The sequence below is a fragment of the Mesobacillus sp. MER 48 genome (assembly GCF_023714225.1).
In the GTDB taxonomy this organism is placed as follows: domain Bacteria; phylum Bacillota; class Bacilli; order Bacillales; family Cytobacillaceae; genus Mesobacillus; species Mesobacillus oceanisediminis_A.
Genome location: NZ_JAMAUR010000003.1, coordinates 100,702 through 124,232 on the forward strand (window position 1 = coordinate 100,702; position 23,531 = coordinate 124,232).

At 44.4% G+C, this 23,531-nt stretch carries 28 protein-coding genes and 1 other RNA gene; 7 read left to right on the plus strand and 22 right to left on the minus strand.

Annotated features, from left to right (window positions below; translation table 11 throughout):
• Position 1: 1 nt before the first annotated feature.
• Complete coding sequence (locus M3593_RS11975; RefSeq protein ID WP_251542932.1) at positions 2–457, minus strand: MarR family winged helix-turn-helix transcriptional regulator; 456 nt, start codon at positions 455–457, stop codon at positions 2–4.
• A 157-nt stretch (positions 458–614) separates the two neighbouring features.
• Between M3593_RS11975 and M3593_RS11980 the strand changes: the two genes are divergently transcribed.
• Entirely contained in the window at positions 615–848 is a 234-nt protein-coding gene (locus M3593_RS11980; protein WP_251542934.1) for a hypothetical protein, read from the plus strand.
• Positions 849–873: 25 nt separating this feature from the next.
• On the opposite strand, the gene M3593_RS11985 is transcribed toward M3593_RS11980, so the two are convergent.
• Together M3593_RS11985 and M3593_RS11990 are read right to left on the minus strand one after the other, a co-directional pair.
• Positions 874–1,302, minus strand: coding sequence for a cell wall hydrolase (locus M3593_RS11985; protein ID WP_144477837.1), 429 nt, complete (start codon positions 1,300–1,302; stop codon positions 874–876).
• 76 nt (positions 1,303–1,378) lie between these two features.
• A complete protein-coding gene (locus M3593_RS11990; RefSeq protein WP_285848039.1) occupies positions 1,379–1,645 on the minus strand; it encodes a spore coat protein in 267 nt (88 codons plus the stop codon).
• A gap of 227 nt (positions 1,646–1,872) precedes the next feature.
• Between M3593_RS11990 and M3593_RS11995 the strand changes: the two genes are divergently transcribed.
• From M3593_RS11995 to M3593_RS12010, 4 genes are all read left to right on the plus strand, one after another.
• Entirely contained in the window at positions 1,873–2,142 is a 270-nt protein-coding gene (locus M3593_RS11995) for a spore germination protein (RefSeq protein ID WP_144477839.1), read from the plus strand.
• A gap of 82 nt (positions 2,143–2,224) precedes the next feature.
• Positions 2,225–2,467: a spore germination protein gene (locus M3593_RS12000; protein WP_144477841.1), complete on the plus strand. Its 243-nt coding sequence runs from the start codon at positions 2,225–2,227 to the stop codon at positions 2,465–2,467.
• Between the two features lie 25 nt (positions 2,468–2,492).
• Complete coding sequence (locus M3593_RS12005; protein WP_144477843.1) at positions 2,493–2,933, plus strand: Hsp20/alpha crystallin family protein; 441 nt, start codon at positions 2,493–2,495, stop codon at positions 2,931–2,933.
• A 112-nt stretch (positions 2,934–3,045) separates the two neighbouring features.
• Positions 3,046–3,312, plus strand: a complete 267-nt coding sequence (locus tag M3593_RS12010; protein ID WP_251542936.1) for a DUF2188 domain-containing protein — start codon at positions 3,046–3,048, stop codon at positions 3,310–3,312.
• Between the two features lie 58 nt (positions 3,313–3,370).
• On the opposite strand, the gene M3593_RS12015 is transcribed toward M3593_RS12010, so the two are convergent.
• Positions 3,371–3,934, minus strand: coding sequence for an FAD-dependent oxidoreductase (locus M3593_RS12015; RefSeq protein WP_251542938.1), 564 nt, complete (start codon positions 3,932–3,934; stop codon positions 3,371–3,373).
• Positions 3,935–4,085: 151 nt separating this feature from the next.
• Complete coding sequence (locus tag M3593_RS12020) at positions 4,086–4,517, minus strand: DUF2935 domain-containing protein (RefSeq protein WP_251542940.1); 432 nt, start codon at positions 4,515–4,517, stop codon at positions 4,086–4,088.
• Between the two features lie 119 nt (positions 4,518–4,636).
• Between M3593_RS12020 and M3593_RS12025 the strand changes: the two genes are divergently transcribed.
• Positions 4,637–5,371 carry a YwaF family protein gene (locus M3593_RS12025; RefSeq protein ID WP_251542942.1) on the plus strand — a complete coding sequence of 245 codons (735 nt, stop codon included), beginning with the start codon at positions 4,637–4,639 and terminating at the stop codon, positions 5,369–5,371.
• Positions 5,372–5,752: 381 nt separating this feature from the next.
• On the opposite strand, the gene hpaB is transcribed toward M3593_RS12025, so the two are convergent.
• The 8 genes from hpaB to M3593_RS12065 all read right to left on the minus strand — a co-directional run bounded on the left by hpaB (position 5,753) and on the right by M3593_RS12065 (position 12,690).
• The gene (hpaB, locus tag M3593_RS12030) at positions 5,753–7,189 is read right to left on the minus strand and encodes a 4-hydroxyphenylacetate 3-monooxygenase, oxygenase component (RefSeq protein WP_251542944.1); all 1,437 of its coding nucleotides are present in this window, start codon (positions 7,187–7,189) and stop codon (positions 5,753–5,755) included.
• A gap of 172 nt (positions 7,190–7,361) precedes the next feature.
• Positions 7,362–7,775: a hypothetical protein gene (locus M3593_RS12035; RefSeq protein ID WP_144477853.1), complete on the minus strand. Its 414-nt coding sequence runs from the start codon at positions 7,773–7,775 to the stop codon at positions 7,362–7,364.
• A 135-nt stretch (positions 7,776–7,910) separates the two neighbouring features.
• On the minus strand, positions 7,911–8,351 hold the full coding sequence (locus M3593_RS12040; RefSeq protein ID WP_251542946.1) for a GNAT family N-acetyltransferase: 441 nt from the start codon (positions 8,349–8,351) through the stop codon (positions 7,911–7,913).
• Positions 8,352–8,569: 218 nt separating this feature from the next.
• Positions 8,570–9,733: a glycoside hydrolase family 25 domain-containing protein gene (locus M3593_RS12045; protein ID WP_251542947.1), complete on the minus strand. Its 1,164-nt coding sequence runs from the start codon at positions 9,731–9,733 to the stop codon at positions 8,570–8,572.
• Between the two features lie 38 nt (positions 9,734–9,771).
• Positions 9,772–10,677 carry a hypothetical protein gene (locus M3593_RS12050; protein ID WP_251542949.1) on the minus strand — a complete coding sequence of 302 codons (906 nt, stop codon included), beginning with the start codon at positions 10,675–10,677 and terminating at the stop codon, positions 9,772–9,774.
• A 295-nt stretch (positions 10,678–10,972) separates the two neighbouring features.
• The gene (locus tag M3593_RS12055; protein ID WP_186326776.1) at positions 10,973–11,140 is read right to left on the minus strand and encodes a hypothetical protein; all 168 of its coding nucleotides are present in this window, start codon (positions 11,138–11,140) and stop codon (positions 10,973–10,975) included.
• Between the two features lie 428 nt (positions 11,141–11,568).
• Positions 11,569–11,775 (minus strand): capping complex subunit for YIEGIA, encoded by a 207-nt coding sequence (locus M3593_RS12060; protein ID WP_144477860.1) that lies wholly within the window; start codon positions 11,773–11,775, stop codon positions 11,569–11,571.
• A gap of 3 nt (positions 11,776–11,778) precedes the next feature.
• Positions 11,779–12,690, minus strand: a complete 912-nt coding sequence (locus tag M3593_RS12065) for a YIEGIA family protein (protein WP_251542951.1) — start codon at positions 12,688–12,690, stop codon at positions 11,779–11,781.
• Between the two features lie 323 nt (positions 12,691–13,013).
• Between M3593_RS12065 and M3593_RS12070 the strand changes: the two genes are divergently transcribed.
• A complete protein-coding gene (locus M3593_RS12070; protein WP_251542953.1) occupies positions 13,014–13,421 on the plus strand; it encodes an LAGLIDADG family homing endonuclease in 408 nt (135 codons plus the stop codon).
• A gap of 417 nt (positions 13,422–13,838) precedes the next feature.
• Here M3593_RS12070 and ssrA read toward each other — a convergent pair.
• From ssrA to tpiA, 9 genes are all read right to left on the minus strand, one after another.
• Positions 13,839–14,174, minus strand: a transfer-messenger RNA (tmRNA) gene (gene ssrA / locus M3593_RS12075).
• A 157-nt stretch (positions 14,175–14,331) separates the two neighbouring features.
• Positions 14,332–14,799, minus strand: coding sequence for an SsrA-binding protein SmpB (gene smpB / locus M3593_RS12080; protein ID WP_079506883.1), 468 nt, complete (start codon positions 14,797–14,799; stop codon positions 14,332–14,334).
• A gap of 317 nt (positions 14,800–15,116) precedes the next feature.
• Positions 15,117–17,498, minus strand: coding sequence for a ribonuclease R (gene rnr, locus M3593_RS12085; RefSeq protein WP_251542955.1), 2,382 nt, complete (start codon positions 17,496–17,498; stop codon positions 15,117–15,119).
• 34 nt (positions 17,499–17,532) lie between these two features.
• On the minus strand, positions 17,533–18,279 hold the full coding sequence (locus tag M3593_RS12090; RefSeq protein WP_144477868.1) for an alpha/beta hydrolase: 747 nt from the start codon (positions 18,277–18,279) through the stop codon (positions 17,533–17,535).
• Between the two features lie 166 nt (positions 18,280–18,445).
• Positions 18,446–18,679 carry a preprotein translocase subunit SecG gene (gene secG, locus M3593_RS12095; RefSeq protein WP_144477870.1) on the minus strand — a complete coding sequence of 78 codons (234 nt, stop codon included), beginning with the start codon at positions 18,677–18,679 and terminating at the stop codon, positions 18,446–18,448.
• Between the two features lie 126 nt (positions 18,680–18,805).
• On the minus strand, positions 18,806–19,555 hold the full coding sequence (locus tag M3593_RS12100; RefSeq protein ID WP_251542956.1) for a polysaccharide deacetylase family protein: 750 nt from the start codon (positions 19,553–19,555) through the stop codon (positions 18,806–18,808).
• Between the two features lie 341 nt (positions 19,556–19,896).
• The gene (eno, locus tag M3593_RS12105) at positions 19,897–21,195 is read right to left on the minus strand and encodes a phosphopyruvate hydratase (protein ID WP_251542958.1); all 1,299 of its coding nucleotides are present in this window, start codon (positions 21,193–21,195) and stop codon (positions 19,897–19,899) included.
• Between the two features lie 18 nt (positions 21,196–21,213).
• The gene (gene gpmI / locus M3593_RS12110; RefSeq protein WP_144477874.1) at positions 21,214–22,755 is read right to left on the minus strand and encodes a 2,3-bisphosphoglycerate-independent phosphoglycerate mutase; all 1,542 of its coding nucleotides are present in this window, start codon (positions 22,753–22,755) and stop codon (positions 21,214–21,216) included.
• Complete coding sequence (tpiA, locus tag M3593_RS12115) at positions 22,748–23,509, minus strand: triose-phosphate isomerase (protein WP_144477876.1); 762 nt, start codon at positions 23,507–23,509, stop codon at positions 22,748–22,750. The genes gpmI and tpiA overlap by 8 nt, the downstream gene beginning before the upstream one ends.
• Positions 23,510–23,531: the final 22 nt, after the last annotated feature.

A 23,531-nucleotide genomic window follows, 5' to 3' on the forward strand; every position in this document is an offset into this window, starting at 1 on the left:
TTTATTCCACCCTGCTCTTTCTTTCTATTAAAATTTCATTTAGTTTGTCGTACGTCTTAAGGAACTGGATGATTTCATCCTGATCGAACTTGGTAATAATCGATTCCACCAGGGCCTGGATCCGCTCCTCCGTTTTTTGGAACAGTTCATTTCCCTTGTCAGTCAAAGTCAGATAGACCAATCGACGGTCATTTTCATCCCTTGTTCTTAGGATAAGCCCCTTTTCCCACAAACGCGTGATGATGGCGGTGATCGCACTTTTTTTGACATCGAAAACTTCAGCCAGCTCCGATGATGTACATGAACCCACTTTGTTGATGTAGCGCAATGTATAGTGCTGATCGTTCGTCAGGTCCGAACCGATTTCTTCCTTGACCATCCCCTCGGCAATCTTGTTCACCGAAAAGGAAACATGGATATAGTGATCCACTAAATCCTTGACAGATTTATCATACATATTTATGTAGACACCTCGCCTTAAAGTCATTCTATTATTTAATAGTTAAACTGTTTAACTATTAAGCTATTTAACTTTAATCCCATTTCATTTTGCTGTCAAGAACAAAAAGCGCAAGCGCCTTGGTCAGCCCCGACAAGCGCTGGAGGGCCTGACAGTGAAGTCGTTCTTTGACTTCATTGGCAGGACCGAAATCGAAAAGTATAGCCGACTGCCCAGAAACGCAGAAACTGGAGACTCCGACAAAGAAGCGCTTTTTGCTTCTGCCGGCGGAGTTGAAGTTTCGGAGTTTCTAGGAGGCGACACTAGACAAGCGTCTCGAGGGGCTAGGCGCTGGAGCTGGATTATTCTCAAAGTGAATTTTATACTTTCTTATCTCACAAAAAAATGACTGCCAAAATAAAATTGGCAGAACATCAAAATGTATTATAGATGTTTTCACACTCTTCTCCTGTCGGCTCATAGAAACAGTGCAGCTTAAAACGGCCGGCGAGCGGCTGGTTGTACCAGGTAGAAGGACAATCGCCCGGCGGCCGGAAATACCAGAGTGCGAATTTGGACGGCCATAGACGTTCGCCTTTCACTGCCCGCCTCGCAAGCCTCTTTTCCACTTCCCTGGCTCTCTGGTAAAAATAGCCCTTCTGGACAGCTTCAAATGCGTGCTCCTGATAAATCATCTGCGGAATCGTCCTTAATCCGATAAAGTCAGAACAATTCCCCCGGATTCGGTTGATTCCTACGTTTCCGATCATCAGCATTCCCTGCTGGCCTTCCCCCTCACCCTCTGCCCTCAGAAGTCTCGCCAACAAACTGATATCCGCCTCTGTATGCTTCACAACTGCCATGGCAAAACCTCCGCTGTTTAATATTACATCTTATTTTCGGAAGGCTTGTGCTATCACATAATATTGTTTATCTCTGTCACCAAAAATATGGAGCATAGTATGGGTATGGCGCATAATATGGGTAACCAAATCCATATCCATACCCATAGAACGGACTGAACAGTGCTGCACCAAGCAATCCAGTGGCTAAACCTCCGAAAAATGGTCCCCCGAAAAATGGCCTCCCAAAAAATGGCCTTCCGAAGCCAAACGGCCTGCCAAAGCCAAATCGGCCAAACCTTAGGTCATTTTGATTGAATGGCACCTGGCTGATTACACTTGAATACTGATTAGAAGCATCCATTGTATTACCTCCTCTTTATTTCATGAATAGCTAAAATATCCCTTTTCCCAAAAGGTTACTAAAGATTATGCAGAAGCACAGAAATTTCCTGGGTATTTATCCATATCCAAAAGAATTTCATAGGTATTTGTCCATTATTCGAGAAGAGCAGCCTCCCGTAATATCAAAGAACATTTGGGCCAAAGACTGCATATAGTACCTCAAAGACGGAATAAGGATGAAAAGCTATGCCAGTCACGATTAACCTCTTTTATTTCAAAGTTAACAGCGTTTCGGGAAATGGCTCCATCACTATTGGATCAGCCATCCATAACAGCCATACAGCCAATGATAAGTCCCAGGGAATGAACTCTTCTTTTGGTGATGCGTCACCAACGGAAGCATTGATGGATAATGTCTATATTGATCCGGATTTAAATGATCAAGCTGCGATTGCGACAGCTGACTCCACCTATCAGGGCGTCCCTCTGGCCCCAGTTGATGAACCCATCATTTAGTCTCTTTTTTACTAAAATGGTGGGTTCGTGTAAAAAAAGAATTTCAAAATGCAACATTTTAGTACTGATAAGGAGGTTTTCGATGCCTTACCAAATTAATATTTTTAATATCAAAGTCAATGGAATCACTCAAAACGGAAACCTGGATGTTGGACCAACAGTCCATAATAGCCACACGGCAAACAGCAAGAACTTCGGTGTCAATTTTTCTCTCGGTGATTTCTCACCATCATCTTCTTTACAGAATACCGGGATTTTTGATCCGGATGTCAGCGATCAGGATCAGATTGCCAACCCTTCTGCTCCGATTGCGAATCAAATTTAAAAACCTTCATTGGGAGGGCCATGACATGGATATGGAGAAAGTGAAAATGTGGCTCGAGCTGACGAATAAATACCAAAAAGATGACTTTTGGCGTGGGTTATTCAATCATGGTATCCCGGAGAGAATGGTTCATGCTGATGATTTCCCTCTTTATGATATTTATAAAAATGATTCCGCCATCTGCCTGATCCTTGAGGTTCCCGGTTTAAGCAGGAGCGATCTCTCCGTGGCTCTAAGACAAGGAGATACTCTGGTGGTGAAGGGTATTTCAAGAACCTTGTTCCCTGCTGATATGGAGGTGAAAAGGGAAAGATTTTATGGTGAATTCGAGCGCCTGATCCCGCTTCCCGAACCCACCGAGACAAGGTTCATTCAATCTACCTTCCAAGATGGGATTTTACAGGTGACCTACCCACGGCAGACTGCTGGAACGGCAGACAGACAGGAAGATAACAGGATCCTCTGAGGATGATTCACCAAAAATATCCATACTGTCCAGGCGCGTTTTTGATCGTTTTTTGCGGGTAAAGTCTTAATACCTTTTCCAGGTGCAAACAAAAAGCCAAGGAGGGATTAAGATGGCTCAAAACAAGAATGATGATATGGAACGTGATGAATATTTCGAGGACCGAGCCGGAACAGATGAAGCAAGATTCCATGCCGTGCCCCATGACAAAGAGGGGTGGGCTGTCAAAAAAGAGGGACAAGATGACCCTGAACTTACCACTGGTTCAAGATCAGAGGCTGTGAATGAAGCCAAGCGTATGGCTGAGGAGGCCGGCACAATGGCATATATTCACAATGAAGACGGGAAGATCGAGGATCAGTTTAATTATAGCAACTAGAGTTGCTGAACCTTTACCAGAATAAAAGCCTTGCAGATTCCTGCAAGGCTTCAACTATTTATGCTTTCAGAACATCATGGTCTACATAGCGCTCGCCATTCAGCTCGCTGATGACGTTGATGGCTACCTTCGCGCCGTCGCCAGCTGTGATGATTGTGTGCATGCTGACCCCTGCGCAAGTGCCTGCAGCCCAAACACCTTCAACATTTGTTTTTCCGGCAGCATCGACGTCAAAAATCGTCTTGATTCTTGGCTCTGTGCCATCTTTTGTTGCAAGGCCAGATGCTTCAGCTACATCAGTCATCATGCCAGAAGCGATAATGACATGCTTTGCTTCATACTCGCCGTTTTCAGTCACGACTTTAACGCCGCTGTCTGTTTTGCTTACAGAAGTCACAGTCGTTTCAACAAACTCAGCACCGAATTTTTTGGCTTGCTTGATGCCTGTCTCTACCAAGTCAGGACCTGCAATTTCAGGTGCGCCATAGTGGTTCTCCATCCATGCACGCTTCGTTACGCTTTTATTGTTGTCCAGCACAACTGTTTTCTTGCCAGCCTTTGCTGCGAAAATCGCTGCGCTTCCGCCTGCAGGACCCGCGCCGATAATTGCTACATCATACATAGGAAAATTCCTCCTTTTCTTTATTTCAACATAATCATAACAGACTTCTTTCTATTAGCGAAAGTTTTAAAACTAGGAGGTTGGTCTCAGCATTTTATAAACAATGAGAGATAAAAAATCAGCCATTCACTGGCTGATTTTAGATATGCTATTAAGTTGTCTGCTGATACAGAAGTGCCTGGGCAATCCCCACAAAATATTCTGACTCACGGATGATATGATCCAATACCACTTTTGCTGTTGGATTCCTTTTAACAGCTTCACTTTCTGTTTTGATTTGTTCACACAATCGAATGAATTCGAGGCTTTGCTGTAAATAGAAGGAGGTTAGTTTCAGTACATGCTGATGCAGCTGGGCAGGTATGTAATTGCCCGTCCTCGTCACCGTCTCTATGAATCTCAAAACTTGATGGCGGGTCTCCCCCAATACCTTTTCCCATTCTTTCAGGGCATCCACATACTCCTGTTCTAAATCAGGTGTCAGCTCGCGGATTACGACGGTATGCTCCTCCTCCTGATGCTTCCAGAACTCGGCTTCATCCAAGATCCTCAAGGGCATCTGTTGTCCATAGTAAAATTGCATAAACCCACCTCCTCAAACTGTAATCGTATGAAATGTATGTTTTTCAACTGATATATATGTCATCTGATAATATGATAAAGTAAGGATATGGAAATCTTTTTTCGAAGGGCGGCAGAATTATGAAGGGGTTTTTTGAACCGGGAACGGAAACTGTTTTTCAGTTGTTTTCAAGCGTCCACCTTTTGACACTCACTGCTTTCTTTATAATGATCATACTGCTCTTCTTGTTCCGGGAGCCTTTACGGAAACACGGGATCAACCGTGCTGCCCGTATCGGATTATTCGTGGTGCTTATAGCCTCCGAAGTAAGCCTGCAAATATGGCTTTGGTGGAGCGGACACTGGAACTATCAGTATTCATTGCCACTTCACTTAAGCAGTATCTCCCTCATCCTCTCTGCCATATTGCTATTAAACAAGAGATATGCACTGTTTGAATTCACTTATTTTGTCGGCGTCGGCAGTGCATTGCAGGCCATGATCACACCAGACATCAGCCTATACACCTTTCCCCATTACCGATATATCCATTTCTTCGTTTCACACGGGGGAACGGTCGTAGCCAATCTGTTCATGGTATTTGTGGCAGGTTACCGGCCGACTGGAAAGTCCATTTGGAAAGCATTTCTCTGGTTGAACGTCTATACGCTCATAATTTTCGTCGTCAACTTCCTGATTGAAGGCAACTATATGTACATCTCCGAAAAGCCAGTCAATCCATCGATCATTGATTTTCTTGGACCATGGCCATGGTATATCCTTTCCCTGGAGATTATTGCACTGATCACCTTCGTGATTTTGTATTTCCCGTTCTGGGTTGCCAGACGCATGAATCAGGAAAAACAGCATAATTGACTTTGGGAACATTATTGCATTCTGCACCAAGATTTTTTTAAGATGAAGGCTCTGTTAAACAAGACTGTTGATTTTCGTTCCAGGCGCTTCGCTTTCCGCGGGGGAAGAATTATGAAAAAGCTCAAGTGCCAGCTTTTTCAAAGACCAAATTCTTCTTGGCTGGCGCTGAGCCTCCTCGTCGCTTTGCTCCTGCGGGGTCTCACCTGACCAGCTGCGCCCGCAGGAGTCTACGCGCCCTCCACTACAATCAACAGGTGTGTAAAAACAACATTGGGCTTCAACAGAGCCAAGATGAAAGAAATGTTATTTACAAAAGCCAATCCATGCCAAAAACAGCAAAAAGCCCGGAGAATAATCTCCGGACTTTACATTTTCTATCATTCAACTTTTCAATAAATCATTCACCAAATCCACCGCTGGTTTCTTGTCATACTGATTGTACAACCCGACTGAAATCCGGGCCGGATCGCCGAAAAAGAATCGCTCGTAGATGGTTTCTCTTCCCGCAAAAGCGCTTGAGCACATATCCCATGCCAATCTGAACAATTGAACTCTTTCCTTCGCTTCGGTATCTGCTCCCTGCAAATACAGGTCCAGGTCACTTCTTAGATCCGATTTAAAATCATTGCTTGTCGGAATGGTGATGGTTCCACTGGCCCCCAGCAGCTGAAGGATTTCTACGAATCTTGGATAAAACTTTGGAAACATAAGACTTGCAACAGTAAGAGGGCTCGCATCCGGTACCATCAAGCCGGAACTATTTTCCCTCGCCTGCATTTCTGAGGATAATAGCAGCCCTTTCATCATTTCCACACCACATATAATTTCACTGATTTTTTCTTTTACATGCTGATATTCGCCAATCCCGATCGTTTCCGTAATTAATTGGGCAGTTCCCAGGAACAGCCTGGATTTCGTAAGCTGCCTTGATAATGTCTGATGAACCAGGAAGGTATTGAAATTGGTTTCGTTGAACAGATTCATGGCTGCATTAATATCTTTATATAAAAAAACTCTTTCCCACGGCACAAAGGTGTTATCGAAAATCACAATCGTATCCATTTCTTCAAATCGTGACCCCAGTGGATGGTCAAAGTGGGAGTCGTTATAGACAAAAGATTCCCTGCAGACAAACTTTAAGTTTTCTGTGCTGCTCGGAATCGAAAAGGCATATACATAATCCTCTTCGATGAATTTCCCGCCGGCCGGCAAAACCATCAGTTCATCTGTGATGCCTCCTTGTGTAGCCAATAACCTGGCACCCTTAATGAAAATCCCGTCAGCTGTCTCCTTGACAACTCGGGCAGAAATTGGCTGCTCCTTCTCTTCAAAATACGCGAGCGAACGATTCACCTGCGGCGTGACATACGTATGGGAAAAGGTAAGGTCATTCTCTCTTGCCTTTTCATAAAGACACGTCACATTCCTGCCTAATTTATTTTTCCCTTCAAAGACATGTGCTGAAGCACCAAGAGCCATTAAGGCTGTATTCATGTAATCAGGGGTCCTCCCCATCATTCCGCCAGTCAGCTTTGCCCACTCCCCGGCAGCAAGCCTCCTGAGTTCCAGGTCTTCTTTTTTGAGGGGGGGATGAAAAGACCGGCCAACCCGGTTTCCCGTTGTAGGCGATTTATAGGTCATCAGCGGCAAATTTTCCTCTTCCAGCTGAAAATCATACAAGCGGGCCTTACTATTGATCACTCCCTTAAAGGCAGGATGTGCTACGATGTCTCCCGTGACTTTCTGTCCATCAAACCAAATATTGCTTTGCAAATTACCGATTCTTTCTTTCAACTGTGTTCCATTGATTGCAGGCATATCCCCACTCCTGACTTTTCCTTGCTTTTTACCGTCATGCCTATATCTATTCAAGTTTTTCTGCAGTATTGCATGGTTTATTTTAAAGAAGTTCATGAGGTTATACGCAAAGTATCAAGCAATGTGAAAAAGGCCATGAAAAAAGACCTCCTTTGAGGCCTTTTTTCACTAGTTAGAATTTAGAGAGAGCTTTATTAGCATTTTCCGGATAGCCAGAGCCGAATGAATCTAAATTTGAATTTCCGTAGAATGGATAGCCATCTGCTTGGTATCCAACGCCGCCTGGTGCTATTGGGTAGCCGGTTCCAGCCGGACCTGGATAGCCTGCTGCCCCCACTCCTGGATAACCGCCATAACCACCTGGGTAGCCACCGAATCCTGGTCCAGGATATCCACCAGGGGGGAAGTAGCCTCCTCCTGGAAATCCTGCTCCCGGATATCCGAATGGTGGGGGCGGCAAGGGACGGGGAGCTGCCAAAGCGCCGCCAAGGAATCCACCCGCTAAACCGCCTAAAAACGGCAACCAGCCAAGACCAGCGCCAAATCTATAATCATTTCGTTGATAACCATTTACATATGGATGCATATTTAAAAACCTCCTCTTTTCCATGTTTATGCATGTTCCGCCGATTTTGTCTGGGCCCAGCTCTGCCAAACCTTGATTCTAAACGGCAATGATGGAACAGTAGGAGATCAATCCTATGACCAGATGCTGCATGGATTATTGGATGTTCAATTCCATTACCGTCGAAATAGGTTTAAACCCTAAGCTTTCACAAAGTATTCTGGATGGATTTCCGTTGAACACATTAAGCTGGATCGTCCTGATTCCAAGCGCCTTAAACTCATTAATCGCGGCTACCGTAAGTTCCCGGGCGACACCGGACTTTCTGTACTTTGGGAATACGTATACACTTAGCAAATTTCCCATGACCTGGCTCTTCGCAGGATTCAAGTCTGTAACCAGGAGAATCCATCCCCTCAGCTGGCTTTGTTCTATATCGATGAGAAAATAGCCTCCATTTTGAATTACGGGCATAAATAGGTTATACGCATTCTGCACACTATTTTCAGCATATCCCATCGAGCTTTCCTTCATCACTTTCCCGGACAGCTGAATAAGATGGTTCGCCTCTTCCTGAGTTGCTCTTCTGATTGCCATTCAACATACCTCGATTCAAAAATATTATGTTTTAATATATAGCAAAACCACGAAACGAGTGTTTGTCATGGTGTACAGAAAATAAAAAGACAAGCTATAGTGGGAGTTTGAAACGGCCTATTAATTTACAAAAGCCCGCTATCGAAGCAGAACAGCAAAAAGCCTAACTTTCCCCTTAAGGAAAAGTCAGGCTTAGGGTTTTGAAAGATTTATAGGTCTTAAGGAAGTTTCCAGGCTACATTATAGTCATTTTCCCCGCCATAATACTGCCAGATTTGTGCCTTTTCGGTTGTTCCCGGGAAATTGCCCCAGTCTGGATTGCTGATTGTTAAATCTTCAGGAATGTCACCCGGGTAATAGGCCACCCAGTAAGCTCCCGGAGTGCTTGGCGAAAATTCCCCCATTGAAACTTCCCAGCTCCATTTTGAGGAATAGGTACCAGGCTTAACGCCTTCCCCATATTGATTCAGATAATTGACAAAAGCGGTATAGATCGCCTGATTGTTCGCATAGTCATATTCTTTCGTACCAGTTGATGCTGGTTCAACATCAATAAAGATAACAGGTCTTACTTTCGAACCATAGACGCTTTTCATAGCTTCATAGGTTTCAAGTGCCAATTTTGCCTGCTGCGCTCCCCATTCACTTGCAGAGATACCCGCAGGTGCCTGTTGCATACCAGTTAAAAACCAGTAACCATAAACATATGCAGCTTCCTCTGCTCTGGCACTGCTGAAGAATTTCCCGCTGCCTGTGCCTGCGTCAAATTGAACGACGCTTCCATATCCCAACTTTCCAAGATAAAAATCATTGCCAGCAGGATTAGGTATAGACGTAGCTGAATCAGTTCCATAATAATATTCCGTTTGAACTTCAGGTTCGGTCTTTTCTTCTGATGGGCTGTTAGAGAAAATCGCTGAATTTGCGGCAGCATGCGATCTTGCCGTTTCACTTGCATGCAAACCTGCCTGCGATTTGCTGATTTTATTTTCTTTCTTTAGCTGGGCTTCAGCGTTATTAGACTGTGAAGGCTCTACAATCTTTTCTTCTGTTTCAGGCTGGGTATCAGCTTCAGGCTTTGCTTCTGCCTCTGGCGCAGTTACCTCTGGTTTGGCTTCTGCTTTAGATGCAGTTACCTCCGGCTTTGTTTCTTCTTTAGGCTGGACAGTAAGCTCGGCCTTTTTAGGAGTTGCTGAAGTCACAGAGGTTGCTTTTTCACGTCCCTGGAGATTCTGTGGACCGTCTGCTTGAACAGCTTTTACAGGTTCTGTTCTTGCATGATCAGGTGCAGCAGCTTCAGTGAAATTGCCTCCAGAAATAATACCAAATGACAATACTGTGGTTGCGACGAAAGTTTTTACCAGTTTCTTTATATTTTTCATTCTCATTTTGCTCCCTTTTACTATGTTTTTTTAGCTAATTAAGCAGTAAACATTAAGAAAAAAGGAGCTGCCTTCGGCGGTGGTGAAGGTGGAGCATTAATCCATTGATGAAAGTAATAAGCATGGCAGGAATTATGGATACGGGCATGATTTCCACCAAAGTAATCATTCCATTCAAGCAAACCTGCAATGAAGCTTATAGTGCCTGACCCCGAGCTTATTTGCTCATTTGATTGTCCTCCAGGCGTTTGCGTTCGTTGTGGAGAATTACTTATGATTTCAATGAATCTAGGATTCTTTTTATCTCCAGAAGGAGTTTCGTGTTTGCCCTCTATTAAAGGTTCCTTCGCCAAACGAAGAGTACTGCGTTTTTTTTTTGAAAAAGAAGGCTTTACATTTTTTGAAGAAATCTCTGGCTTGGCATCGGTTCCGCCTTGAATGTGGCTGTATTCATCTGCCTCGTAAAACCTTTTACTTGGAGCTTGAACCTTTGACGCTTTAGCAGACTCAGCAGTGACAACTTTTGGCTTTGCCTGAATCGGTGCCTGGCCTTTCCGCATTACAGCAGATTCAGGAGGTTTCCCAGCCTTTATCTTGTTTTTAATAGAAGGAATAACCTTTTCATTACTCCTATCCGTCTTGTCCGGTAACTTTTGAACAGATTTAATCGATTGGGTTGGCTGGGAATCAGGCTTCTGAACTGGTTTCTGGACAGGTTTCTGACCCGCCTGTTCCGGCTTCTTTTTTACTCTATCAGGATTAACGGGGATTTCTTTATTCGTGGCCTCTGGAGAATCTGCTTTACGTATAACTTGAGTATGTACTTCAGATTTTTGAGTCACCGGCTGACCGGCTGAACCATTTTTCTCAGCAAATGCATTATCCGGAAAGAAAGAGGCCGCCCCTAAAAATACACCCATTAGAATAACATGCCGGATGCGCACTATCTCACCCCCTTTCAGAAGCAGGGATTCATCACTTCCATGGAGAGGATTCGACATTAACTTTGGATTTTCGACGGTTGCTTTTCCTTTAAACTAAAAGAGTTCTTTTAACCCAATTAATCCCTATGATTGACTAAGTCTAATTACCTTTAATCAAAGAGTTCGTTTTTCGACTATTTTTTTTAAAAAATAAAAAAGCAGATTTTCGAGTTGGAAAATCTGCTCATAGGACCCCTTTAAAATAAATTATCTTTTTCAGGAAATTAAGGCTGCCCATTATTAGACAGCCTTATTGTTATTTGATTTTATCGTTGGATTTCATTTTTTCATCCAGTTCTTTTAATTCTTTATCTGACTTTTTCTTTAATAGATAGATAACGCCAATAGCCAAAATGGACAAAATAGAATACACAATAATTGTTGGCATAAGCTCCATCAAGTTAAAACCTAATATAAATTGCATGTATATCACTCCCGAATTGTTTTCTTAGCGCCTATTCACGCCAGGTCTTTTATTACCTGTCTATTTTTTCGGTACCAAATAAACATTCCTGCACGAAGTAAACTTTATAAAATCCAATCGCTGGCAAGGCAATATTAAATACTCTTTTGGCTTTTATTGGAATTTGCAAAGCTTTATCTTCTTTCAGGAACAGTTTAATATGTCTGGTACTGTTTGCAAGCGACCTATATAATTTACTAGGAATGGCTATTACCCATTACATGTTCATGAATTCATATATTAAAAATCTTATATTCTCATTGAATCTCTGTCAAATTTCCACTTTTTAGAATTGATTTCTTACGAGTTTGTCCAGTACTCATAAAAACAAAAGAAGCCCTTCTGAATTCAGAAAGGCTGCCCTTATGCCTAGGAGGAGTCAATTAAAATTAAACTCTCAACACTAAATAATCTCCACTTTTCATCTGAACGACATCAGCTTTCATTGCTTTGGCCACGTCCTGAACCATCAACTTCTGCTGTTCTTCATTCTCAGCTAACAGGGTAAGCTGGCTGCCCCCCAGTATTCTTTCCTTGTTTAAAGTGACAAATGCCAGGATCTCATAGCCTGGTCTCTCTGAAGATTCTCTTCCCATTGTTTATTCCTTTCCGACAAGGTTTGTTTTCATGACTGTATGGCTTTTTTTCGTACTTTCAAGCAAAGGAGTCTTTTTGACAGCTTCAATCAGCTTATCCTTGTCTTTAATGATTGGAACGAGTGTCACAACAATCCTTCCTTTTTCATATTCCTTCCTTGTAAAATGATATCTCTTTACCCCCAGGGCCCTTGTTGCTTCAAAAAGTGCAGCCTGCCTTTGTCCATAGTTGTCCAAAGCGATCCGAAAATGTTCCTCGTGAGGATAAATGACCACAGCCATACCTTCGTTTTCAAACATTTTAGCGGCATTTTCCGTTCCAAGCTGATTTGTCACATATATACCATCCACAAACAATTCCGATCCTTTCACTTCAATCTTTCCTTCTTCTACTTCAGCAACATCACCAATTGTTTTTCCTTTTGAAAATCTTTTTAATATGTAAAATCCTATTGCACCGACAATTGTACCCGAAATGATATTGACCAATTTCGACTCACTGTCCACAATTTGAATAGTGAGAGCCGTCAAAAAAGAAACAATCAGAGAAAAATAATTTCTTGCTTCGAATGTCTTTGCTATTCCGTCGATATACGCATCTCCACGATAAGCATACTCGGTGTGTTCTACATCTTTCAAACTTTCCCTTTCAGACTTCCTTACATCCCGGAACTGTTGGATGGCAAGTGTCAGGAATGTAACTGCGACAAAGTTTTTGGTCATTAACGCCGGAATGGCAACTGCACCAAGGGCAGCAGCAACAAACCCAGTAACCAGATGGATCATATAGCCATTCGGATAGCTGGGGTATTGTCTGAAGTCTTCTTTAATTGCCAGAACCCGAGCCAATGTTCCAACGCAAATAGCCGTAATAATCATAACGATATGCTCTGATGATATCATACCTTCTTTCATGGCTACCTCCTTCATTTATCAGCAGTCATTCCCATTTAGTTTTAGAAAAATACATAAGCAAGTCCAGGTTGAGAGAGATAAATCAAACACAGACCTATAGCATAAGAGGAAGGAAAGGATATATGGAAAACCCGAGCTTCTTTAACGTCATGGGTAAGAAACTAAATCCTATTCTATAAATGAAATGCAAATCAAAAACTTTCGATATGGGCAATTAAAGTTTATAATCAACACAAGAACATACGTTCCTTAAAAGGAGGAAGGAGGAAGGAGGAAGGAGGAAGGAGGAAGGAGGAAGGAGGAAGGAGGAAGGAGGAAGGAGAATGGAGATTTGGGAAGCTAGCTATATTGCTGGCATTATAGATGGAGAAGGCAGCATAACATTAACAAGAATGCACCAGCACGAACATCGTCGGCCGATGATCACCATTCCATCAACAGATAAAGAACTTTTGGTGTATATCCATTCTATAATTGGAGGAGTTATTAGTAATAAGAAAAATTATAAACCTGATACCCATAAGAACTCTTATACATTGAGCATAAAGAATAAAATTGACGTATTGTCCACTTTAAGACACATCTACCCCTTTTTAAGAATTGAACGGAAACGGCTCCGTGCTCAATGGATATTGGAGCATTATGAGTCGGTTACACCCCGAAACGGAAAGTATAAACCGGAAATGTTAGTAGCTAAAAAGGCATTCGAGGATTCTTTCTTTACTATTTAAGCAATAATTTATGATTGTTAGTAATTCGCTTAGTTTACTATTAATGATTCATTATTAACTCCCAAATAAAAAACATCAGCCGAAAGCTGATGTTATACAGTCAAAATAAAAATCCACCAACATATGTATTGGTGGAGACGGTGGGACGTGCTATTCCATGCTTTCGTCATGGCACTGACTATATCTTGAACCTGCATCTGCAGGTCCTCCGGCGTCTTATGCGAGATGTAGTTTTATCCGGATTCCCGGATCGATCACGCATCCTAGTACTGCCAGGATGGCAGCCTATAAGTCGATACATGGCTGTTGGATTGCTCCACATACCACTCGGCATTGCCTTATCGCTATTCACGACTTAGGTTTCACCGATAAAGCCGGATTTTCACTTGCATGTTGCCACGCAAGGCGACTAATTACTAATCGAACCCACGTCCAAAGATATTGGCACTTAAGCTTCTACGAGTGTAGTCGGCATATTGGCGATTCGCTGGTCCTTTTGCCTACCGACAGGCGGCCGGCCAGCTAGCCTGGTTGTTCTCTTCCTTCATCCTCAGGCGGTGGAATCCGGCGTAGCCCACTTAGAGTGAGTCCGCTACCCTACCACATGGGCGATGGAGGGGCGAACCGCTATGCAGTATTAAGCTGCGAAAGCGAAGTTGTTGTTTTGTTTGCCAGTTATAGGCGTTGACGTTTTTACGAGGCCGATCCCCTCGACTCGCCACTTAAGCTCAAACTACCCCTGTCGAATCCGTAACGTCCCCATATAAAAGGTTGCTGTATCTGTGATACAGACGTTAGGAGAACTCGGTTAAGCCGAGCAAAAGTTATGTTGTCACTCGCTGGTGACAGTTATTATTATAACACACTGAGGACTTTTTTCAACTGGTACACTCTTCCTCAGCTGACAAGCTTACATTTTCTGGCGCTCACGGAATGCACGCTCAATGTCGCGGCCTGCTTCCTTCTTCTTCAGTGTTTCACGCTTGTCGTAGTTCTTTTTACCCTTACCAAGACCGATTAAAACCTTCGCGAAACCATTCTTCAGATAAATCTTCAATGGCACAAGCGCATAGCCTGCTTCCTTTGTTTCCCCAATTAGCTGGTTGATCTGGCGTTTATGGAGCAGAAGCTTCCTTGTGCGAAGCGGATCATGGTTATAACGGTTTCCCTGTTCATATGGGCTGATATGCAGATTGTATAAGAAAAGCTCACCATTATGGACTTTTGCGTAAGAATCCTTCAGCTGGACGCGTCCGTTGCGGATTGATTTGATCTCTGTTCCCTGGAGGACGACTCCGGCCTCATACGTTTCTTCGATGAAATAGTCATGGTTCGCTTTTTTATTTTGCGCGACGACTTTCCCCTCACCTTTTGGCATAAAAACTTCCCCCTTTTCTGTTCTCTCATTTTAGCAAATTAAGCCTTCGCCCACAACGAAAAGCGGAAGCGCCTTGGTCAGCCCCGACAAGCGCTGGAGGGCCGATCATTGAAGTCGTTCTTTGACTTCATTGGGCGGACCGAAGCGACTCGAACTGCTCAAAGCTAACGCTTCTCGCAAGATACTCGAAGAAGCCATCTCAAGGATGAAAACTGGCTAGGCGCTGGAGCTAGACAATTCTCAAAGTGAAAATTTATCCTTTAATATACTAGGACAACAGAGAGCCCCTTCGTCAGGAGCTCTCCAATAAGAGTTGCCTATTTTCTCTTTTTCGATTTACGTTTTGCAGCTGGTGCGTTCTCGAAGAATTTCTTTTTCTTGCTCTTTGGCTTTGAACCGGTGCTTGAGCCTGAGCCGTTTCTTCCGCCACCTGAACCTCTGCCTCCAGAGCTTCTGCCTCCGCGCTTGCCTTCTTCCTCTTTTCCGCGGCGCGGTTTTTTCTCGCTGCTGCCTGTCTTGAAGATCTTTGGCTGTGCCGGGCGCTCACGTCTTGGTGTACCCTTCATGCCGACGATTTCAAAATCAATGGAGCGTTCATCCTTGTTTACCTTGATGACTCGGACAGTAATTTCATCGCCGATTCGGAAGACATTGCCCGTTCGCTCACCGATCATCGCCAGGTGGCGTTCATCATAGCGGTAATAATCATCCGTCATGTAGCTGACATGAACAAGGCCCTCGATGGTGTTAGGCAGCTCGACAAACATACCAAAATTCGTAACGGAGCTGATGATTCCATCATATTCAGTTCCAACCTTGTCTTCCATGTACTCCGCTTTCTTCAGCTCATCTGTTTCACGTTCCGCTTCGACCGCCCGGCGTTCCATATTGGAAGAGTGCTCGGCAATATCCGGCAGCATCGCATTCCATTTTTCCTTCGTTGCCTGATCGAGTTTGCCTTCGATTAAATAAGTCCTGATCAAACGGTGGACAATTAAGTCAGGATAACGGCGGATCGGCGATGTGAAGTGCGTGTAATAGTCTGTAGAAAGTCCAAAGTGTCCGAGGCTTTCAGGATAATATTTGGCCTGCTGCATCGAACGGAGCATGACAGTTGATACAACCATTTCCTCGGGTTTTCCCTGAACCTCTTCAATGATTTCCTGGAGCGCCCTTGGATGTACTCCATTTGCAGAACCTCTTACAAGGTAACCAAAGTTGGTAATGAAATCGAAAAATTTTCTCAACTTATCCTCTTTCGGATCTTCGTGGATACGATAGATGAATGGCACTTCAAGCCAGTGGAAATGCTCTGCAACCGTTTCGTTCGCAGCAAGCATGAATTCCTCGATCAGCTTTTCAGCAACCGAGCGTTCGCGTATCACAACATCAGTTGGATGGCCTTCTTCATCGACCAGTACCTTCGATTCTTTAAAATCAAAGTCGATTGCCCCGCGAGCCATCCTCTTTTTACGAAGTATAGCTGCCAGTTCTTCCATCAATTCGAACATCGGTACCAAAGACTCATAACGTGAGCGGGTTTCTTCGTCCTTATCAACGAAGATACGATTTACATCAAAATACGTCATCCGCTCAGTCGTCTTAATGACACTTTGATAGATTTCATGGTCTACGACCTGGCCTTCAGGTGTGATTTCCATATTACATGACAAGGTCAGACGATCCACTTTCGGATTCAGCGAGCAAATACCATTTGATAAACGGTGCGGAATCATCGGGATTACCCGGTCGACCAAATAAACGCTCGTCGCACGGTCTTCTGCTTCACGGTCAATTGGTGAATCCTCGGTTACATAGTACGTAACATCTGCGATATGAACGCCAAGTTTATAGTTGCCGTTTTCAAGCCTTGTTACCTGGACTGCATCGTCAAGGTCCTTGGCATCTGCGCCATCTATCGTAACAATGACTTCATTGCGAAGGTCACGCCGGTTTGCGATTTCACTCTCATTGATTTGGTCTGGAGCATTATTCGCCTGCTCCAGAACTTCGTCTGGGAATTCCATCGGCAGTCCATGTTTGTGGATGACAGAAAGGATATCGACACCGGGGTCATTTTTATGGCCAAGAATCGCGGTGACTTCTCCCTCTGCACTTTTGCGTCCTTCAGGGTAGCTCGTCAGTTTTACGACAACCTTATGCCCTTCGACTGCCCCCATGCCGGCTTCCTTAGGAATAAAGATATCACTTGTGAATTTCTTATCGTCAGGAATGACAAAACCAAAGTGTTTGCTTTCTGTATAAGTGCCGACAATTTGCGATACTCCTCTTTCAAGGATGCGCACTACTGTCCCTTCACGGCGCTGACCAGAACTGTCTGACGATACGCGGACAAGGACTGTGTCACCGTTCATCGCATTACTCGTTTCATTCGGGGGAATGAAGATGTCATCCATTCCTTGCTCTTCTGTTATAACAAAAGCAAATCCCTTGGCATGTGCGCTGAAACGGCCGCGCACTAGATTCATTTTTTCCGGAAGGCCGTACCGGTCACTTCGGGTCCTGACTACGAGGCCCTTTTCTTCCATGACCACAAGCGCTTTGACAAAATCCTTGAATGTCGAGGAGTCCTCGATTCCAAAGGCATTCTCAAGCTCCTGTACGGTAAGCGGCTTGTAGGCTTCATCCTTCATATAATGCAACAGCCTGTCTATATGGCCTTTAATATTCTCATCCATATGAATCCCTCCTTCTATTTAGGGTTCTTTTCCTTTATTCTTTCCAATCTAACGACTCAAGAAACTCATAAACATCTTCATGCAGCTGGTCACGTTCTTTATCAAGCGTGATGACATGTCCTGATTCTTCATACCACTTGAGTTTTTTATGTTCAGACTCGATGCTATCGTGAATGATGTTCGCGCTGTCAGGATCGATGATTACGTCATTGCGCGCCTGGACAACAAATGTCGGAGCATAAATCAAGTCGATGCTTCCGCGGACCTCTTTGATCAATTCCTGAAGGTCTTTCAAGGTGGACATGGATTTTTGTTCGAGTTCCTTTACCTCCGCCTCGATTTGCTCTTCCGGCTTGCCTTCCATCCGCTTGTATTCCCGCGCATACTCAAGCACGCCCCGGTACATCAACTCTTCTGTCTTAAGATGCATCGGTGCGCACATTGGCACGATTCCCTTTAGCGGCTTTGTATATCCAAGCTTCAGGGACAGGACGCCTCCCAGTGATAATCCGGCAACCGCTATTTCCTCATATCCTTCACTCTTGAGGAATTCATATCCGTCAAGCGCGTCCTGCCACCAATCTGCAGGTCCAGTATGTATAAGTTCTTCAGGCGGTACCCCATGTCCTTTAAAAACTGGTGCATGGCTCGTATAACCTTTTCCTTCTAAAAATCGTCCCAGCATCCTGACGTCCGCTGAGTTGCCGGTAAATCCATGGAGCAGCAATACCGCTCTTTTTCCAGCTTTAAATGTAAATGGTCTTGGCACTAACTTTCTCATTTTCCTACTCCCTCTATCTGATTTCTTCCTTAGTTTTAACAAACATGCGTGTAACATTCAATTAAAAGCCTTTATATATGTAAATACCCATATTCAGTATAAATATGTGAGGTTTTTTGCACACAATAAAACCCGGCCTCTTGTGGAAGCCGGGTCATTGTTTGTATTATAGTTTGAAATAAGTAACGGCAATAGTCAGGACAAAAAATAGTACAGATAGAACAACCGTGACTCGGTGAAGGACTAAATCCAGACCCCTTGCCTTCTGCTTACCAAACAATTGCTCAGCGCCGCCGGAAATCGCACCAGATAGACCAGCACTCTTGCCTGACTGAAGAAGAACAACCGCAATTAGCCCAAGGCTCACAATCACTAAAAGAACGGTTAAAAATGTATGCATGACGTACCTCCCGATAAAACTGCTAACAGTATTTTAAATTTATCACATTTTCGGGAATGAAACAATACTTGTCCGAATTGTTGTGAATTTTATTGGGCACGTACATGTCACACTTGTCCATTCCGGCTAGTTTATTGAAGCTGGAAGCAGCGAATTCGATCTGTACAGCAGATCGGAAACGGTCGTGCATTGGTATCCATTCTTATATAAAATCTCGAGGATGTCCTCAACCGCCTTCACCGTTTGTGAACGGTCTCCGCCAGCATCATGAAAAATAATCACATCACCTGGCCGAGCATCGGAAACGACATTCTGCGTGATCTTCGCTGCTCCCGGCCTGCTCCAATCCCGGGTTTCCTGATGCCATGACCAAAGGATGACATTGTAGCCGCCCTTAATCGCCGTATCGACGATTTCCTTGTCATAATAGCCGGCAATCGGCCTGAACAGAGTGGGCGATGTTCCAGTCAGGCTTTCGATGATTTCCGAGTTTTTAGCGAGTTCTTTTTTCAACATTGCCGGGGAATAGCCGTCCCGGAAATGATGCCGATAGGTGTGATTGCCGATTTCGTGCCCCTCTGCAGCCTGGCGTTTCACGATCTCCGGATATCTTTCCGCCTCCTCGCCAATCACGAAAAACGTCGCCTTGGCCTTGTATTTTTTCAGAGCATCAAGGATTTGCGGAGTATAGGTAGGATCCGGCCCGTCATCAAACGTAAATGCCACAAGCTTCTCCTCTACCGGGATATCCCAGAATACGTGACCCGTCTTTTCGAACTTCTCTCTTTTTATAGAGGATGGAGTGGCAGATGCAGGCATGACATTATATAGTGTAAAAACCATCAACAAGACAGCAGCCAGGGTAACCCTCTTCATATGAATCCGCTCCAATCATCATTTAATGAGTTTTTATCTATTATTGTGCGGATTTACTAGCGAGTTTATTTCCTGAGAATTATTCCATGTTTTGTCTATCCATTCAATTAGACCTCTACGGGAAACTTTTCCAGGTTCTCCTCTTCTATTTGTCCGTTAGAGCCCTTCTATCGGACACTTTTTCGGGGTTCTCTTCTTCTATTTGTCCATTAGAGACCTTCTATCGGACACTTTTCGCGTTTCTTCTCTTCTAATTGTCCATTAGCGGCTCAAAAAAAAACGCCGGCAGCATCGTCATGCTACCGGCGTTCGGTTTTAGGGGGAATGAATCCCTCGTTAGATTACTTCTTTAGGTTGTAGAAAGATTTGATTCCATTGAAACGAGCTGTTTCACCAAGCTGGTCTTCGATGCGAAGAAGCTGGTTGTACTTCGCTACGCGGTCTGTACGTGATGGAGCACCAGTCTTGATTTGGCCAGCGTTTGTTGCAACAGCGATGTCAGCGATTGTTGAATCTTCTGTTTCACCAGAACGGTGAGAGATAACTGCAGTGTAGCCTGCGCGCTTAGCCATTTCGATTGCATCGAAAGTTTCTGTCAAAGTACCTATTTGGTTAACTTTGATCAGGATTGAGTTTCCAACGCCCTGCTCGATACCTTGAGCAAGCTTTTTAGTGTTTGTAACGAACAGGTCGTCACCAACAAGCTGAACTTTTCCGCCAAGGCGCTCAGTCAATAGCTTGTGGCCTTCCCAGTCGTTTTCATCCAAACCGTCTTCGATTGAGATGATTGGATATTTAGAAGCCATTTCTTCGTACCAATCAACCATTTCTGCAGAAGTTTTAACAACGCCTTCTCCAGAAAGGTGGTATTTGCCGTCTTCTTTGTTGTAGAACTCAGAAGATGCAGCATCCATAGCAAGCATTACTTGCTCGCCTGGCTTGTAGCCTGCTTTTTCGATAGCTGTCACGATTGTTTGAAGAGCTTCTTCGTTTGAACCAAGGTTTGGAGCAAATCCGCCTTCGTCACCAACAGCTGTGTTCAAGCCTTTTTCCTTAAGTACAGACTTCAGGCTATGGAAAATTTCAGCACCCATGCGAAGTGCTTCACGGAAGTTTTCAGCGCCAACAGGCATTACCATGAATTCCTGGATGTCCACGTTGTTGTCAGCGTGCTCGCCGCCGTTCACGATGTTCATCATTGGAACTGGAAGCTGCTTGGAGTTGAATCCGCCAAGATATTGATACAAAGGAAGGTCAAGATAGTCTGCAGCAGCGTGTGCAACAGCCATGGACACGCCAAGGATTGCGTTAGCGCCTAGCTTGCCTTTGTTTTCAGTACCATCTAATTCGATCAGAGCCTCGTCGATACCGATTTGGTCAAGAACGTTGAATTCTTCTCCAACAAGGAAAGGAGCGATGATTTCGTTCACATTTTCAACTGCTTTCAGAACACCTTTTCCAAGGTAGCGGCCTTTGTCGCCGTCACGAAGTTCAACTGCTTCGTATTCACCAGTTGAAGCACCACTTGGAACTAGTGCGCGTCCGAAAGCACCTGATTCTGTAAAAACTTCTACCTCAACTGTTGGGTTTCCTCGGGAATCCAATACTTCACGTGCGTATACGTCTGTAATAAATGGCATAAGTATCTCTCCTTATAATTAAAGTTTTTTGATTAAAGTTTTTCCAGTCATTTCAGCTGGCTGGTTCAGTCCCAGTAATTCAAGCATTGTCGGAGCAAGGTCGCCCAGAATTCCGTCTTCACGAAGCTCCACGCCTTCCTTGGTCACAATGACTGGAACCGGGTTAGTAGTATGAGCGGTCATCGGATTGCCTTCAAGGGTAACAACCTCATCAGCGTTTCCGTGGTCAGCAGTGATGATCGCTGTTCCGCCTTTAGAAACAATCAGGTCAACGATGCGTCCGAGGCACTCGTCAACTGTTTCAACTGCCTTTATGGTTGGCTCAAGCATGCCAGAATGTCCTACCATGTCCGGGTTCGCAAAGTTCAAGAGAATCGCATCGAAGTTATCTGCTTCGATTTCTTTGATCAATGCATCTGTCACTTCGTAGGCACTCATTTCAGGCTTAAGGTCATATGTCGCAACCTTTGGCGAGTTGATCAGGATCCGCTGCTCGCCCGGGAATTCCTTCTCACGGCCGCCGCTCATGAAGAACGTTACATGCGGATACTTTTCTGTTTCAGCGATGCGAAGCTGAGTCATGCCAGCCTGGGAAATCACTTCACCAATAGTGTTATCCAAGTTGGTAGGCTCGAACGCCACATAACCGTCAACCGACTCACTGAAGTGTGTCAAGCACACAAAGTGAAGGTTCTCAGGATGGCCTTCGCCGCGATCGAATGAACGGAAGTCTTTATTTGTAAAAGTGTTCGAAATCTGGATTGCACGGTCCGGACGGAAGTTGTAAAAAATCACAGCATCGTCGTTTTTAACCGTCGCAACTGGTGAGCCATCTTTCTTAACAAGGACAGATGGAACAACGAATTCATCAAAGATTCCATTTTGATAGTTATCTTCAATGAGTTCCATTGGGTTCGAATACGTAGGTCCGTCGCCATACACCATTGAGCGGTAAGATTTCTCCACACGCTCCCAGCGCTTGTCGCGGTCCATTGAATAGTATCGCCCGGAAATCGTTGCAAATTCACCTACTCCGATTTCACTCATTTTTTCAAGAGTTTGTTTGATATAGCCTGGTGCAGTTTGCGGTCCAACATCACGGCCGTCAAGGAATCCGTGTACATAAACCTTTGTCAGGCCTTCATCAGCCGCAAGCTTTAAAAGAGCAAACATATGCTCAATATGGCTGTGCACGCCGCCGTCAGACAGCAGCCCCATCAGGTGAAGGGCAGTGCCTTTTTCCTTTGCATGCTTGATCGCTGCAAGGAAGGTTTCATTTTTTTCAAATTCACCTTCACGGATGGAAATGTTCACACGTGTAAGGCTCTGGTAAACGATTCGGCCGGCACCGATGTTCAGGTGGCCTACCTCAGAGTTTCCCATTTGGCCCTCTGGAAGACCGACCGCTTCACCGCTTGCCGTTAAGTTCGCGTGCGGGAAACTGTTCCAATAGCGGTCAAAATTTGGCTTTTTCGCTTGTGCAACGGCATTGCCTTTAGACTCAGGCCGGCATGCAAAGCCATCCAGAATGATTAATGCTGTTGGTGACTTTTTACTCATTCGTACCTGCCTCCAATAGCTGCAAGAAGGAATCTGTCTCAAGGCTTGCTCCGCCGACCAATGCGCCGTCGATGTCAGGCTGGGACATGTATTCCTTGATGTTAGCTGGCTTTACGCTTCCGCCGTACTGAATACGGACCGCTTCAGCCACTTCTGGTGAAAATTGCTCTGCAACCACTTTGCGGATGTGCGAGCAAGTTTCGTTCGCATCTTCAGCTGTGGAAGATTTGCCTGTTCCGATTGCCCAGATAGGCTCGTAGGCGATGACCGTTTGTTTAACCTGCTCCTCAGTAAGTCCGTTAAGCGCAGCTTTGATCTGGCCGCCGACAAACTCATTTGTTTCGCCGTTCTCACGCTGTTCAAGCGTTTCGCCACAGCAGACGATTGGAGTCAGATTATATTTGAATGCAGACAATGTCTTCTTGTTAACTGTGTCATCAGTCTCGTTGAACATTTCACGGCGTTCAGAGTGTCCGATAATCACGTATTTCGCACCGATATCCTGCAATGCTTTCGGGCTGACTTCGCCTGTAAAAGCACCGTTTTCTTCAAAGTGCATGTTTTGTGCGCCAATTTCAAGATCTGATTCCTGTGTTAATTCAACGAGCTGTCCAAGGAACAGAGCAGGAGCACATACAACGGATTCTACCTTGTCCTTTGAAGGAACAAGTCCGCTTACTTTTTCGATGAAATCTTTAGCTTCAGGCAGCGTTTTATGCATTTTCCAGTTACCTGCAATGATTGGTTTTCGCATGCTGACACTTCCTTTCATGATT

Excerpts from the sequence above, each read along its gene's own strand:
- M3593_RS12040 (WP_251542946.1), bottom strand. The coding sequence starts at position 8,351 with ATGGCAATCAGAAGAGCAACTCAGGAAGAGGCGAACCATCTTATTCAG.
- M3593_RS12005 (WP_144477843.1), top strand. The coding sequence starts at position 2,493 with ATGGATATGGAGAAAGTGAAAATGTGGCTCGAGCTGACGAATAAATAC.
- M3593_RS12035 (WP_144477853.1), bottom strand. The coding sequence starts at position 7,775 with ATGCATCCATATGTAAATGGTTATCAACGAAATGATTATAGATTTGGC.
- M3593_RS12010 (WP_251542936.1), top strand. The coding sequence starts at position 3,046 with ATGGCTCAAAACAAGAATGATGATATGGAACGTGATGAATATTTCGAG.
- M3593_RS11990 (WP_285848039.1), bottom strand. The coding sequence starts at position 1,645 with ATGGATGCTTCTAATCAGTATTCAAGTGTAATCAGCCAGGTGCCATTC.
- M3593_RS12045 (WP_251542947.1), bottom strand. The coding sequence starts at position 9,733 with ATGAAAAATATAAAGAAACTGGTAAAAACTTTCGTCGCAACCACAGTA.
- eno (WP_251542958.1), bottom strand. The coding sequence starts at position 21,195 with ATGCCATTTATTACAGACGTATACGCACGTGAAGTATTGGATTCCCGA.
- tpiA (WP_144477876.1), bottom strand. The coding sequence starts at position 23,509 with ATGCGAAAACCAATCATTGCAGGTAACTGGAAAATGCATAAAACGCTG.
- M3593_RS11995 (WP_144477839.1), top strand. The coding sequence starts at position 1,873 with ATGCCAGTCACGATTAACCTCTTTTATTTCAAAGTTAACAGCGTTTCG.
- smpB (WP_079506883.1), bottom strand. The coding sequence starts at position 14,799 with ATGCCAAAAGGTGAGGGGAAAGTCGTCGCGCAAAATAAAAAAGCGAAC.
- M3593_RS12055 (WP_186326776.1), bottom strand. The coding sequence starts at position 11,140 with ATGCAATTTATATTAGGTTTTAACTTGATGGAGCTTATGCCAACAATT.
- gpmI (WP_144477874.1), bottom strand. The coding sequence starts at position 22,755 with ATGAGTAAAAAGTCACCAACAGCATTAATCATTCTGGATGGCTTTGCA.
- M3593_RS12070 (WP_251542953.1), top strand. The coding sequence starts at position 13,014 with ATGGAGATTTGGGAAGCTAGCTATATTGCTGGCATTATAGATGGAGAA.
- M3593_RS12065 (WP_251542951.1), bottom strand. The coding sequence starts at position 12,690 with ATGAAAGAAGGTATGATATCATCAGAGCATATCGTTATGATTATTACG.
- M3593_RS12025 (WP_251542942.1), top strand. The coding sequence starts at position 4,637 with ATGAAGGGGTTTTTTGAACCGGGAACGGAAACTGTTTTTCAGTTGTTT.
- secG (WP_144477870.1), bottom strand. The coding sequence starts at position 18,679 with ATGCATACATTTTTAACCGTTCTTTTAGTGATTGTGAGCCTTGGGCTA.
- M3593_RS11975 (WP_251542932.1), bottom strand. The coding sequence starts at position 457 with ATGTATGATAAATCTGTCAAGGATTTAGTGGATCACTATATCCATGTT.
- M3593_RS12060 (WP_144477860.1), bottom strand. The coding sequence starts at position 11,775 with ATGGGAAGAGAATCTTCAGAGAGACCAGGCTATGAGATCCTGGCATTT.
- M3593_RS12100 (WP_251542956.1), bottom strand. The coding sequence starts at position 19,555 with ATGAAGAGGGTTACCCTGGCTGCTGTCTTGTTGATGGTTTTTACACTA.
- M3593_RS12020 (WP_251542940.1), bottom strand. The coding sequence starts at position 4,517 with ATGCAATTTTACTATGGACAACAGATGCCCTTGAGGATCTTGGATGAA.
- rnr (WP_251542955.1), bottom strand. The coding sequence starts at position 17,498 with ATGGATGAGAATATTAAAGGCCATATAGACAGGCTGTTGCATTATATG.
- M3593_RS12090 (WP_144477868.1), bottom strand. The coding sequence starts at position 18,279 with ATGAGAAAGTTAGTGCCAAGACCATTTACATTTAAAGCTGGAAAAAGA.
- M3593_RS12015 (WP_251542938.1), bottom strand. The coding sequence starts at position 3,934 with ATGTATGATGTAGCAATTATCGGCGCGGGTCCTGCAGGCGGAAGCGCA.
- hpaB (WP_251542944.1), bottom strand. The coding sequence starts at position 7,189 with ATGCCTGCAATCAATGGAACACAGTTGAAAGAAAGAATCGGTAATTTG.
- M3593_RS12000 (WP_144477841.1), top strand. The coding sequence starts at position 2,225 with ATGCCTTACCAAATTAATATTTTTAATATCAAAGTCAATGGAATCACT.
- M3593_RS11985 (WP_144477837.1), bottom strand. The coding sequence starts at position 1,302 with ATGGCAGTTGTGAAGCATACAGAGGCGGATATCAGTTTGTTGGCGAGA.